Genomic DNA, 12,597 nt, shown 5'->3' with positions numbered 1-12,597 from the left:
ACTCATCTCGTTCCCCCCGGGAAACCCGCCGCTCGCGGGCAGGAACGCATAGCAACCCGCGTGCCCGACCTGCTCAAGCCCGCCGCGTCATGAGCGGTTGTCGACGGGCGGCGCGTCCGGTGTCTGGCGACCGGGATCGCGCACATCCTCGGCGTCCACGCCGGGCGGAATGCGTGTGCCGGCGCCAGCCCGGTTCGGGTCTGCCGGCCGGTCGGCCAAGGTGCGATCGGTATCGCGCTCACGCATTTTTTCGTCCTCCCGCTCCCGGCGGCCGGCGGGCCGCGGCGTTGATTTATCGACATCGTTCATGATTGGACTCCACGGCAGTAAAAGCCGCTGCTTGCCGCAAGCCCTGTTCCCGCCCCGCCCCCGGCACGAAACTTGCAGGAGGGTGTGCGGCGCGCGCGTGGCGCGTCGCACCCGACTATGGAGTTCGCCATGGACTTGTCGTTTTTTCGCGTTTCGCCCTTCCCTATCCAAGCCGTGCCGCGCGAGCCCGGCCTGGGCCCCAGCGATTCATCCGACTCGGGCAGCGACCTGCCCGGCACCGCCGGCGACCACGATACCGACTCGCAAGGCACGGGCGAACGCGAAAGCGTGGAGCCGTCGCTGCAAGATGACACCGGCAGCGACATCGAGGCCGACCGCATCGTCGACGAAGACGACGCCGGCCTGGCGCATTCCCGTCCCGACCCGGTGCGCAACGGCGGCAGGCCACGCTAGCGTGCCGGCGCGGGCCGGCGGGCGATGTTGGGTTCAACCACGAGGAGTACGACCATGGATGTCAATTGGCCAGACCTGTTCCGGCTGACCGTGCCGCCGCTGGAATTGATCGTGCGCGGATCGCTCATGTACTGGTGCATACTGATATTGCTGCGCGTGGCCGGGCGACGTGACGTCGGGTCCTTGGGCGTGGCCGACATGCTGGTGCTGGTGCTGATCGCTGACGCCGCGCAGAACGGCATGGCGGGCCAGTACCAGTCGATCACCGACGGCGCCATCCTGGTCGCCGTCATCGTGGGCTGGGTGGCGCTGATAGATCGGCTGACCTATTTCCTGCCATGGCTCGGCCGCCTGCTCGAATCGGACAAGGTGTGCCTGGTGCGCGATGGCCAGATGCTACGGCGCAGCATGCGGCGAGAATACATAACCCCGGAAGAACTGATGAGCGAGCTGCGGCAGCACGGCGTCGATAAGCTATCGGACATCCGCCGGGCCTATATCGAGCCCGACGGCAATATCAGCGTGCTGAAGTAACCCACGCCGCGCCCGCGCCACGCGCCGCGCCATACCAGGTGTCTGACTCCCGTAGGGTGTCAGACACCGTAAAACCCGAATGCCAGTATCAAACGCGGTAAAACTGGAACGCCGGTGTCAGACACGGTAAAACTGGAACGCTGGTGTCAGACACCGTAAAACCGGACCGCCAGCGGCGCACAGTGGTGTCCGGCACTTGCGGAGCCTGACACCTGACGCGATAACTGCTCACGCCATGGACGCCCAGAACCAAGGTGTACCTGCCAGGTGTCTGACTCCCGTAGGGTGTCAGACACCGTAAAACCCGAATGCCGGTATCAGGCACCATAAAACCCGAATGCCGGTATCAGGCACCATAAAACCCGAACGCCGGTCTCAGACACCGTAAAACCGGAACACCAGCGGCGCACAGCGGTGTCCGGCACCTGCGGAGCCTGACACCTGACGCGATAGCTGCTCACGCCACGGACGCCCAAAACCAAGGTGTACCTGCCAGGTGTCTGACTCCCGTAGGGTGTCAGACACCGTAAAACCCGAACGCCGCTATCAGACACGGTAAAACTGGAATGCCGGTCTCAGACACCGTAAAACCGGAACGCCAGCGGCGCACAGCGGCGTCCGGCACCTGCGGAGCCTGACACCTGACGCGATGTTGACACCTGCCGCAACCGCGTATCAGGCGGCCAGCACCTGCGGCCGCGCCTGGAAGGCATCCAGGGTTTGCACGGGCGACAGCTCATCGTAGGCGGCCAGCAGGTCATTTCCCACTTGCCGCCAGGTAAACCGGCGGCGTGCCCGGCGCGCCCCGGCCAGGCCCATCTGGCGGCGCAGGCCGGGATCGGCGGCCAGGCGCGCCAGCCGCGCGGCCAGGGCTTCGGGATCACGCGCCGGCACCAGGAACCCGGTCTTGCCGTCTTTGATGGTGCTGCGTATGCCGCCGGTGTCCGAACCCACCACCGGCCGCCCGCAAGCCATGGCCTCCACAGGCGTAATGCCGAAAGGCTCGTACCACGGCGTGGTCACGAATACGTCGCTGGCGCAGTAATAGCAGCACAGATCCTGCCTGTCGCGCCGCCCGGCAAACTCTACGAACGGCGTCACGCCGGCCCGATCCGCCACGGCGCGCAAGCGCGCCAGTTCGGGGCTGTCGCGCCGGTCGCCTCCCACCACGCAAAGACGGGCAGCCACGCCATGCCGGCGATGCAGCACGCCCAGCGCTTCGATGACGTTGTCAACGCCCTTGCGCGGCACCATTCTGCCCAGTTGCAGAATCCGGAATTCATCCGCCCGCCACGCCAGCCGGCGGCGCGCCTCGCCGCTGTCCATGACCGACATTTCCTGCGGATCATAGCCGCAGGGCACCACCCTGATACGACGTGGGTCGGCGTCGTACAGATTGAGCAGGTCGCGCCGATCTTGCGGGCATTCGGCAATGATCATGTCGGCCTCGCGCACGATATCGCTTTCGATCTGGAACCGGCTGTCTGGAAAGCGGTCGGCCTCGCGCTGGTGCAGGCGCCGCACCCGCCCCAGCGCGTGGAAAGTTACCGCAAGCGGCACGCCATGGCGCCGCGCCGCCGGCAGGCTGGCCAGCGCCGACATGAAGAAATTGGCGTGCACCACGTCGTACGGCCGCGCCTGCAGGCCGAAATGCCGCGACAGGAAAGCGCCGAAGTCGTCCATATACGGCAAGAGATCTTCCTTGGGAACGTATCGGGCAGGCCCGGCCGGCACATGGATCACGCGAATGCCAGGATGCCAGGCGACTTCCGCGGGCAGGCAGGCATTGTCCCGGCGCGTGAAGATATCCACCTGATGCCCCGCGGCCGCGAACCGGCGCGCCGTCTGCGCCACATAGATGTTCTGGCCGCCGCTGTCCACGCTGCCTGGCGAGGCCAACGGCGACGCGTGTTCACTGACTATCGCGATTTTTTTCATGGGGAATCTCCATACGGAAGCTGCCTGGCGCTGCCCGGCGTTGCCGTCCATAAGCAAGCGGTATGCCGTCTTCCGATCCGTCGTCCCCAGAACCGGTATAGCGGCGCCCGCGGCTTTGCACTTCTTACATGACACCGTAAGAAAGGCTGCGAGCCGGCTCGCCAAATCAGCTCCGCTCCTGCGGGAGGGAAATTGGCATGGTTCTTGCATAACCAGGGAAGTGCCCTTTGCCACACCCGTTGCAAGAAAGGAGATAACTTTGATTCACGCCGCCCATGAGTTGCGCCTGCACCAGCAAACCGCGCTGACGCCCCGCCTGCAGCAGTCCGTCAAGCTACTGCAGATGTCAGCCCTGGAATTCAACCAGGAGGTGCGGCAGGCGCTAGTCGAAAATCCCTTCCTCGAAGAAGACGAAGAAGCCGCCGCGTCGGCGCCCCAGGCGCCGGATGGCGCGGGGGCCGACGCCCCCGTCGCGCAGGCAGCCGCCGCAACGTCGTCGGGTGCGTTGGGCGACGAGCACGGCCCGGCCGCGTACTCTGGCGATTACCCCAGCGCGCGCCGCGCCAACGACGGGGCGCCAATGGACATGGGCCTGTGGGTGGGCGCCTCGGTGTCGCTGCAGGAGCGTCTGGACCAGGAACTGCGCACCTACCGCCTGTCGCCGCGCGACCGGCTGCTGGCGCAATACATCGTGCAGGCGCTCGACGAAGACGGTTACCTGCGCCAGCCGCTGCTCGAACTGGCCGAGCCAGGCGTATTCGGCACGCCGCCCGACGAAAGCGAATGGCGCGCGGCGCTGCGCCTGGTGCAACAGCTGGATGCTCCGGGACTGGCCGCGCGCGATCTGCAAGAATGCCTGGCCCTGCAACTGCAGGCGCTCGACGGGCAGCGCCCCGAGGTCGCCCTGGCGCGCCGCATTGTCGACCAGCACCTGGATATCCTGGCCCGCCACGATTACGAAGCTCTGCAAAACGCCCTGGGTTGCGACGAAAGCAGCCTGCGACAAGCCTGCGATACCGTGCGCTCGCTCGACCCGCGACCCGGCCGGCGCTACGACGAAGCCCCGCCCGCCTACATCGTGCCGGACGTCATCGTGCGTAAAGAAAGCGGGCAATGGCGCGTGTACTGCAATCGCGGCGCGGTGCCTCAACCGCGCCTGCACCGCGTCTACGCCGACCTGTTCCGCACCACGCGCTATCGCGACCGCGGCCCCATGGCCCAGGAATTGCAAGAGGCGCGCTGGCTGGTGCGCAACGTCGAACAGCGCTACAGCACGATCCAGCGCGTGGCCGAAGCCATCGTGCGCCTGCAGCACATGTTCTTCGAATACGGCCCGGTTGCTCTGCGGCCGCTGATGCTGCGCGAAGTGTCGGCCGAACTCGACATCCACGAATCGACCGTATCGCGCGCCACGGCCAACAAATACATGGCCACGCCCATGGGCATCCTGGAGTTCAAGTATTTCTTTTCGCGCGAACTGGCCACCGACACGGGCGGTTCGTGCTCGGCGGGCGCCGTACGGGCACTGATCGCCGAACTGATCGACAACGAAGATCCGCGCATGCCGCTATCGGACGTGGCGCTGGCCAGCAAGCTGGCCGCCGACGGCATCGTGGTGGCGCGCCGCACCGTGTCGAAATACCGCGCCCAGATCAAGCGGCCGCCCGCCGACCTGCGACGGCAGTATTGAAGCCGCCGTCCATCACGGACCCACACGCCAGCGGCGCCCCTCGGGGCGCCGCCTTGGCATCGGCACGGCTTATTTGCCGCCGGTATTGGGCATCTTCGGCTCGGTAGAGCCGGGTTCGTTCCGATCGGGAACCTGGTTGCGGTCCTGCGGCATGCCGGTCTTGCTGCCCGGCGAACCCATCTGGCCGGTACCGGCGCCTGTGCCGGCATCCATGCTCCCCTGTGAACCCATCGAGCCCTCGCTGCGGTGCGCCGGGGCGGTTTCGCCGGCAGGCGGAATCTGCCCAGCAGGCACCGGCGTATTGGGCGGCACAGCCGACCCATCGTTGGGCGTGGTCGAAGGCGAGGTGCTCGAAGGCGCGCCGGTATCCGGCGTGGACTGCGCCTGCGCGCCGCCAGCCATCGCGCCCATCACGGCCATGGCCGCGGCCCAGGAAAGTAATTCACGCTTCATGTCGATTCTCCAAACGGTATAAGAGCAGTGCACATCGCAATCTCCATGCCCGGCCCGGCCGCTCCTGCTAGCCGTTGACGATCTGGCCGCCGTTCGGATGCAGCACCTGGCCCGACATATAACTGGCGTCGTCGCTGGCGAGGAACACGAAGCACGGCGCCACTTCGTCCGGCTGCCCCGGCCGCTCCATGGGAGTGTTCTTGCCGAACGACGGCAAGCTGTCTTCGGGAAACGTCGACGGAATCAGCGGCGTCCAGATCGGCCCCGGCGCCACCGCGTTGACGCGAATGCCGCGCCCGGCCAGCGCGGTGGACAGCGAGCGCGTGAACGACACGATGGCGCCCTTAGTGGCCGAATAGTCAATAAGCTTCGGGTTGCCGTGATAAGCAGTCACCGAGGCCGTGTTCACGATGGCGCCGCCCTTTTCCATCAGCGGCAGCACTTCCTGCGTCAGGCGGAACATCGCAAAGAAATTGGTGCGGAACGTGCGCTCCAGCTGCTCGCGCGTGATGTGCTCGAACGACTCCATCACATGCTGTTCGGCCGCGTTGTTCACCAGTACGTCAATGGCGCCGAACTCGGTGCGCGCCAGCTCCGCCACCCTTAGCAAGTGCGCCTCGTCGCCCAGGTCGCCGGCGACCGACACGCAACGCCGGCCTGTCTGGCCGACCAGCCGCTCGGTTTCGCGCGCGTCTTCGTGCTCTTGCAGGTATGTGAAGATCACATCGGCTCCTTCCTTGGCGAAAGCCACCGCCACGGCCCGGCCGATGCCGCTGTCGCCGCCGGTGATCAGCGCGCGCCGGCCACGCAGCTTGCCAGCGGCCAGGTAATCGCGCTCCTCGCCTTCGGGCGGGGGCGCCATGCGGTCTTGTCGGCCTGGCTGAGCCTGTTGGCGCGGCTTGCCATCGTCGCTGGCCTGGGGAGTGCGTGAATCGGACATGGAGGTCTCCTGGATGAAAGCGCCCGGCGCGATGTGCGCCGCGATGCGCTCCGGGGCCGCAAGCCCTGTGCCGGCCTATGGTTTTCCCCAGTGGGACGCCCTGCCGCCGTCCTGTAGAGTCAGTGGCCTGACCACTAGGCCACCAGACACCCAGGCACCATGAGCACCTTCCAAGCCGTCGCCGTCACCCGCCTGTACCGCATGATTGCCGACCAGATCGCCGGCCGCATCCGGGCGGGCGACTTCCCGGCCGGCACCCGCCTGCCGGCCGAACGCGACCTGGCCGAGCAACTGCAGGTCAGCCGCGCCTCCATACGCGAGGCGCTCATCGCGCTGGAAATCGAAGGCTATGTCGAGGTGCGGGTGGGCACCGGCGTTTTCGTGGCCATGCCGCGCGAAGACGGCAAGTACGGGTTGCCGCCGTCGGCCGACGCCCCCGCCGCCGAGCCCACCGACATCGGGCCGTTCGATCTGCTCGAAACGCGGCTGCTGCTCGAACCCGAATGCGTGTCGCTGGCCGCGCAGCGCGGCTCGCCCGCCCAGATCGCCGCCATCCAGGCCGCGCACGCCGGCATGTCGCTGACCGATTCGCCCGGCGCCCACGACCGGGCCTTCCACGGCGCCATCGCCGACGCCTGCGGCAATGCCGCGCTGGCGGCCGCCATTTCGCACATCTGGCAGCTCAGTATCGCCAGCCCGGTATTCAGCCGGCTGGAAAAGCACTTCGTCACCACGCAGGTCTGGCAGACCGCCCAGCAAGAGCACGATCGCATCCTGGCCGCCATCGTCGACCGCGATCCCATCCGCGCGCGCCACGCCATGCATGACCACCTGGTCGGCATCCTGGCCCGGCTGCGCGAAGACTTCGGCAGCGGCGGCATCAGGTAGCCGCTGCCAGGCATCCCCCAAGGGCATTCATTCCAACATCGACATTACAAGGTGAAAACATGCAGCTGACCCGTACTCTCGCCGCCCTGCTGGCCACCGCCGGCCTGGCGCTGGCCGCCCCCGCCGCGCACGCGCTGGACATCAAGCTGGGCCACGTGCTGGCCCCCAGCCACAGCTGGAACAAGGCAGCCGAAGGGTTTGCCGCCGAGGTCAAGCAAAAGACCGACGGACGCGTGAACTTCGTGCTGTTCCCAAGCGGCCAGCTGGGTAACGAAAAAACCATGCTCGAAGGCCTGCAGATCGGCAGCCAGGGCGCGGCCATCATCGGCTCGGGCTCGCTGCAGCCCATTGAACCCAAGTTCGGCATCGTCGAGCTGCCCTACACGTGGAGCAACGCACAGCAGGCCTACGCCGCCTACGACGGCGAACTGGGCGCGGCGCTGGCCAAGCTGGCCGCTGCCAAGAACCTGGTGATCCTGTCGTGGTGGGAAAACGGCTTTCGCCACCTGACCAACAACCGCGGCCCCATCAATACGCCGGCCGACCTGCAGGGCCTGAAGACGCGCGTCACGCCCGACAAAATGCGCCTGGACACCTTTACCGCGCTGGGCGCCAACCCCGCGCCTCTGGCATTCGGCGAACTGTACTCGGCCCTGCAGCAGAAGGTGTTCGACGCGCAGGAAAACCCGCTGTCCATCATCTATACCTCGTCGTTCTTCGAAGTGCAGAAATACCTGTCGCTGACCGGCCACGTCTGGGGCCCCGCCAGCCTGATCGTGGCCAAGCACACCTGGAACCGCATCTCGCCCGAAGACCAGAAGATCGTGCAGGCGGCCGCCAACAAGTGGCGCGATGAGCAACGCAAGATGATCACCCAGGGCGACGATGACTTCGTGGCCAAGCTGAAAGAAAAAGGCATGCAGGTCAACACGGTCGACAAGGCTCCCTTCATCGCCGCCGTGGCGCCCGTGTGGAAAACCTACGAACCCATCTACGGCGCCGAACTGATGGAAATCCTGCAGAAGTACCGCAAGGGCCAATGATGCTGCAGCGCCTTGCCGACCTGTTGTCGTGGGCCAGCAAGGCCATCGCCGCCGTGGCGGTGGCCGTGCTGGCCGCGCTGATCACCTATGTGGTGTTCCAGCGCTTCGTCACGCATGACACCCCGCACTGGGCGGAAGAACTGCCGCGCCTGGTGCTGGTATGGGCCGCCTTCGTGGGCGGCATCACCTGCAGCCACGAGCGCAGCCACCTGATGGCCGGCCTGCTGCCGTTCTTCGTGCGCGGGCCGCGCGCGCTGGCCTGCATTGAACGCCTGAACCAGCTGCTCATCATCGTGGGGCTGGCCGTGCTGGGCTACGCCGGCTGGCAGCTGGCGCAACTCACCATGGACCAGACCCTGCCCGCCATCGACGTGTCGGCCGGCGTCGTCTATCTGGCCCTGCCCGTGGCCTGCGCGGCCGCCGTGCTGGTGCACCTTGCTCAATTGCTCGCGGCCGCGCCGGTCGCGCCGAAGGAATAAATAGATGTCTACGGGTGCCCTCTTTCTCATGGGCGTGTTCACCGTCACGGTGCTGATCGACATGCCCATCGCCTTCGGGCTGGTGCTGTCGTGCCTGGCCTACCTGGCCGTCTACGACACCGCGCCCATGATGCTGGCCGCGCAGCAGTACGTGTCGGGGCTGGACAGCTTCACGCTGCTGGCCATTCCGCTGTTCATCCTGGCCGCTCAGCTCATGAACGGCGCCGGCCTCACCCAACGCATCGTGCGCCTGTGCGCCGCCATCGTCGGCGACATACGCGGCGGGCTCGCGGTGGTGGCGGTGCTGGCCTGCCTGATGTTCGGCGCCTTATCCGGTTCGGGCGTGGCCGACGTGATCGCCATCGGCAGCCTGCTATTGCCCGCCATGGCCCGCAGCGGCTATGACAAGGGCTTCAGCTGCGCCCTGGTGGGCAGCGCCGGGGCGGCATCCACCATCATCCCGCCCAGCATCGTGCTGATCGTCTACGGCACCATCACCGATACCTCGGTCGGCAAGCTGTTCCTGGCCGGCATCATCCCCGGCATCCTGCTGGGCGGCTCGCTGATCGTGGTGGCCATCTGGCAGGCCCGCAAGCACAACTGGGCTGGCGGCGCCCTCTTCAGCTGGGCCGAGCTGCGCGCCGCCCTGGTCGACGCCGTACCGGCGCTGATGGTGCCCGTGCTGATCATCGGCGGCATCCGGCTGGGTATTTTCACCGCCACCGAGGCCGCCTCCAGCGCCATCGTCTACGCCTTGCTGATCGGCTTCTTCTGGTATCGCACGCTGAGCCTGCGCGCGGTGTGGGAAAGTCTCAAATCCACCGGCGAAGGCAGCGCATCCATTCTGCTGCTGATCGGCGCCTCGGCGCTGTTCGCCTGGATACTCGTGGCCGAGCAAGTGCCGCAGGCGCTGTCCCAGCTGCTGGTCAACTGGACCGACAGCAAGACCGCCGTGCTGCTGGTGCTTACCGTGGTGCTGCTGCTCCTGGGCACCTTTATGGAAGCCATTCCGGTCATCATCATCGTGGCACCCGTGGTCATGCCGGTGCTGGCGCACTACCATATCGACCCGGTGCATTTCGGCATCCTGCTGTCCATCAACATGGCCATCGGGGCCAATACGCCGCCGGTGGGCGTGGACTTGATGGCGGCCTGCAAGATCGGCGGCATCAACATGATGCAGACCCTGCGTCCGCTGACCTGGATGATGCTCGCCATGACCACGGTCATGCTGCTGCTCACCTTCATCCCCGAACTGGTCCTGTACCTGCCCAGGCACGTCCAATGAAGCCCGTCGCTATCCCCTTTCGCCCCCCGCGGCTGCGGCGCAGCTGGATGTTCGTGCCCGGCCTGGATGCCGCGGCCCAACAGGCCGGCCTGGACAGCGGCGCCGACGCGCTGGTCGCCGACCTGGAAGAGTTCACCGCGCCGGCCGACCGGCCCGCCGCGCGCCGCCGCATCGTGGAACTGATCGCGCTGTGCCGCGCGCGCGGCACGGTGGCGGCCGTGCGCATCAACACGCTGTCCGGCGACGGGCTGGAAGATCTGCGCGGCGTCATGCCCGGCGCGCCCGACGCGATTTTCCTGCCGCACGCCGAAAGCGCCGCGCAGATCGCGGCGCTGGACCAGGCCGTCTCGGCCTGCGAAGCCGAGCTGGGCCTGCCTGCCGGCCGCACCGAAATCGTGCCCACGCTCGAATCCGCGCGCGGCGTCAGCCGGGCGCTGGATATCCTGGGCGCCAGCCCGCGCATCAGCGCCTGTCTGCTGGCCGCCGAAGACCTCACCGCCGACCTGGGCGCCGAACGCGGCCCCGACGGCATCGAACTGCATGCCCTGCGCAACCGCTTCCTGGTCGACTGCACGGCCGCCGGCTGCGTGGCCATCGACTGCCCCTTCAATTACCGCGACCCGCGCGCGCTGGCGGCCGACCTGCGCTGGGCGCGCCGCATCGGCCTGAAGTCCAAGTGCGCGGTGTTTGCCGAACAAGTGCCGGACATCCACGCCGTGTTCACCCCCAACGCGGCCGAAGTGCGTTCGGCACAGGCCCTGACGCTGGCCTACGAGGCGCAGCAGCGCGGCGAGCCCGACGCCGGCGCCCGCATCGATCCGCCCGACTACAACACGGCCCGCCGCCTGCTGGCGCGCCATGCCGAATTCGAAAACTGGCACGCCGCCCCGCAGGCGGCTTCCGAACCAGGAGACCCAATATGACCCGCGCAACTCCGCCCGTGCGCAACGGCGGCCAGATCCTGGTACAGCAACTGCGCATCCACGGCGTGCGCCGCCTGTTCATGGTGGCAGGCGAAAGCTACCTGCCCTGCATCGATGCCCTGAACGAGCACACCGGCGCCATCCAGCCCATTGTGTGCCGCCAGGAAAGCGGCGCCTCCTACATGGCCGAGGCCTACGGCAAGCTGACGGGCGAACCCGGCATCTGCTTCGTGACGCGCGGCCCCGGCGCCACCAACGCCAGCATCGGGGTGCACACCGCGTTCCAGGACTCCACGCCAATGATCCTGTTTGTGGGCCAGGTCGGCAACGACTTCTGCGAACGCGAAGCCTTCCAGGAAATCGACTACCGCCGCATGTTCGGCCAGATGGCCAAATGGGTAGCGCAGATCGACCGCACCGAGCGCATTCCCGAGTACGTGGCGCGCGCTTTCAGCGTGGCCACCAGCGGGCGCCCCGGCCCCGTGGTGCTGGCCCTGCCCGAAGACACGCTGTGGGGCACGGCCAGCGTGCCCGACCTGCCTCGCTATACCCGCAGCCAGATTCATCCCGGCGCCGGCGACCTGGCGCGCATGGTCGAACTGCTGGACCAGGCGCGCCGCCCCTTCCTGATGCTGGGCGGCAGCGGCTGGACCCGCCAGGCCATCGAGCAGATGGCCTCGTTTGCCGAGCGTTTCGAGCTGCCGGTGGGTACGGCCTGGCGCCGCCTGGAATGCTACGACCAGCGCCACCCCAATGCGGCCGGCCAGGTGGGCTGGGCCATGACGCCCGAGCTGCGCCAGCGCGTGCACGACGCCGACCTGGTACTGGCGGTGGGCACCCGCCTGGGCGAAGCCACCACCGAAGGCTATACCCTGATCGAAAGCCCGCTGCCGCGCCAGCAACTGGTGCATGTGTATCCCGACCCCGCCGAATTGGGCCGCGTGTTCACGCCCACCCTGGGCATCGCCAGCAGCGTGGCCGCCTTCGCGGGCGCGCTCGACGCGCTGCGGCCCGGCCATGCCGTTGCGCGCGGCGAGGCGGTGCGCGAAGCCCACGCCGAATACCTGGACAGCCTGCGGCCGCTGCCCGCCCCCGGCGCGCTGAGCCTGGACGAGGCCGCCGCGCACGTCAATGCGCAACTGCCGCCCGATGCCTGCGTCACCGTAGGCGCCGGCAACTACGCGCTGTACCCGCACCGCTACCGCCAGTTCACCGGCCCCGCCACCAGTCTGGCGCCCACGGTGGGCTCGATGGGCTACGGACTGCCCGCCGCCATCTCGGCCAAACTCGAAAACCCGCGGCAAACGGTAGTGTGCTACGCGGGCGACGGCTGCTTCCAGATGAACATGCAGGAACTCGGCGTGGCCATGCAATACCGGCTGGGCATCGTCATCCTGGTGTTCAACAATGGCATGTGGGGCACCATCCGCGCCCACCAGGAACGCGAGTTTCCCGCCCGCCCCATCGCGCTGGGCTTCGACAACCCTGATTTCACGCAGATCATCAAGGGTTACGGCGGCTATGGCGAGGCAGTGGAGCACACCGCCGATTTCGGGGCGGCCTTCGAGCGGGCCCGCGCGTTTGCCGACCGCGAACGCCTGCCCGCCCTGCTGGAACTGCGCTACGACCCCGAAGGCATCGCTCCCGGGCAACTGCTGTCGGCCATCCGCCAGAACGCGCTGGCGGCCCACTCTTGAA

General features: G+C 67.4%; 13 protein-coding genes. 9 read left to right on the top strand and 4 right to left on the bottom strand.

What is annotated here, in order from left to right:
* Positions 1 to 87 precede the first annotated feature (87 nt).
* Complete coding sequence (locus BPET_RS11905; protein ID WP_041862869.1) at positions 88 to 309, bottom strand: hypothetical protein; 222 nt, start codon at positions 307 to 309, stop codon at positions 88 to 90.
* Between the two features lie 129 nt (positions 310 to 438).
* On the opposite strand from BPET_RS11905, the gene BPET_RS11900 reads away from it, so the two are divergent.
* The gene (locus BPET_RS11900; protein ID WP_012249264.1) at positions 439 to 723 is read left to right on the top strand and encodes a hypothetical protein; all 285 of its coding nucleotides are present in this window, start codon (positions 439 to 441) and stop codon (positions 721 to 723) included.
* A gap of 54 nt (positions 724 to 777) precedes the next feature.
* Positions 778 to 1,257, top strand: coding sequence for a DUF421 domain-containing protein (locus BPET_RS11895; protein WP_012249263.1), 480 nt, complete (start codon positions 778 to 780; stop codon positions 1,255 to 1,257).
* 675 nt (positions 1,258 to 1,932) lie between these two features.
* Here the strand turns inward: BPET_RS11895 and BPET_RS11890 are convergent.
* The gene (locus BPET_RS11890) at positions 1,933 to 3,195 is read right to left on the bottom strand and encodes a glycosyltransferase (protein WP_012249262.1); all 1,263 of its coding nucleotides are present in this window, start codon (positions 3,193 to 3,195) and stop codon (positions 1,933 to 1,935) included.
* A gap of 259 nt (positions 3,196 to 3,454) precedes the next feature.
* On the opposite strand from BPET_RS11890, the gene BPET_RS11885 reads away from it, so the two are divergent.
* A complete protein-coding gene (locus BPET_RS11885; protein WP_231852685.1) occupies positions 3,455 to 4,885 on the top strand; it encodes an RNA polymerase factor sigma-54 in 1,431 nt (476 codons plus the stop codon).
* Positions 4,886 to 4,954: 69 nt separating this feature from the next.
* Here the strand turns inward: BPET_RS11885 and BPET_RS27175 are convergent, their stop codons facing one another.
* Both BPET_RS27175 and BPET_RS11875 read right to left on the bottom strand, forming a co-directional pair.
* The gene (locus tag BPET_RS27175; RefSeq protein ID WP_050978231.1) at positions 4,955 to 5,338 is read right to left on the bottom strand and encodes a hypothetical protein; all 384 of its coding nucleotides are present in this window, start codon (positions 5,336 to 5,338) and stop codon (positions 4,955 to 4,957) included.
* A gap of 67 nt (positions 5,339 to 5,405) precedes the next feature.
* Entirely contained in the window at positions 5,406 to 6,278 is an 873-nt protein-coding gene (locus BPET_RS11875; protein ID WP_012249258.1) for an SDR family oxidoreductase, read from the bottom strand.
* Between the two features lie 159 nt (positions 6,279 to 6,437).
* On the opposite strand from BPET_RS11875, the gene BPET_RS11870 reads away from it, so the two are divergent.
* From BPET_RS11870 to BPET_RS11845, 6 genes are read left to right on the top strand one after another with little or no spacing between them, the layout of a single operon-like run.
* Positions 6,438 to 7,166, top strand: coding sequence for a FadR/GntR family transcriptional regulator (locus tag BPET_RS11870; RefSeq protein ID WP_012249257.1), 729 nt, complete (start codon positions 6,438 to 6,440; stop codon positions 7,164 to 7,166).
* Positions 7,167 to 7,225: 59 nt separating this feature from the next.
* Positions 7,226 to 8,209 carry a TRAP transporter substrate-binding protein gene (locus tag BPET_RS11865; protein ID WP_012249256.1) on the top strand — a complete coding sequence of 328 codons (984 nt, stop codon included), beginning with the start codon at positions 7,226 to 7,228 and terminating at the stop codon, positions 8,207 to 8,209.
* Positions 8,209 to 8,688 carry a TRAP transporter small permease gene (locus BPET_RS11860; RefSeq protein ID WP_012249255.1) on the top strand — a complete coding sequence of 160 codons (480 nt, stop codon included), beginning with the start codon at positions 8,209 to 8,211 and terminating at the stop codon, positions 8,686 to 8,688. Before BPET_RS11865 ends, BPET_RS11860 begins: the two co-directional genes overlap by 1 nt.
* Before the next feature lie 4 nt (positions 8,689 to 8,692).
* Positions 8,693 to 9,976 carry a TRAP transporter large permease gene (locus BPET_RS11855; protein WP_012249254.1) on the top strand — a complete coding sequence of 428 codons (1,284 nt, stop codon included), beginning with the start codon at positions 8,693 to 8,695 and terminating at the stop codon, positions 9,974 to 9,976.
* On the top strand, positions 9,973 to 10,899 hold the full coding sequence (locus tag BPET_RS11850; RefSeq protein WP_012249253.1) for an HpcH/HpaI aldolase/citrate lyase family protein: 927 nt from the start codon (positions 9,973 to 9,975) through the stop codon (positions 10,897 to 10,899). Before BPET_RS11855 ends, BPET_RS11850 begins: the two co-directional genes overlap by 4 nt.
* Entirely contained in the window at positions 10,896 to 12,596 is a 1,701-nt protein-coding gene (locus tag BPET_RS11845) for a thiamine pyrophosphate-binding protein (RefSeq protein ID WP_012249252.1), read from the top strand. Before BPET_RS11850 ends, BPET_RS11845 begins: the two co-directional genes overlap by 4 nt.
* The last annotated feature ends 1 nt before the right edge of the window (position 12,597 follow it).

The organism is Bordetella petrii, assembly GCF_000067205.1.
Lineage (GTDB): Bacteria > Pseudomonadota > Gammaproteobacteria > Burkholderiales > Burkholderiaceae_B > Bordetella_A > Bordetella_A petrii.
Note: the sequence above shows the minus strand (reverse complement) of the source record. Positions and strands in the feature narration are given on the sequence as shown.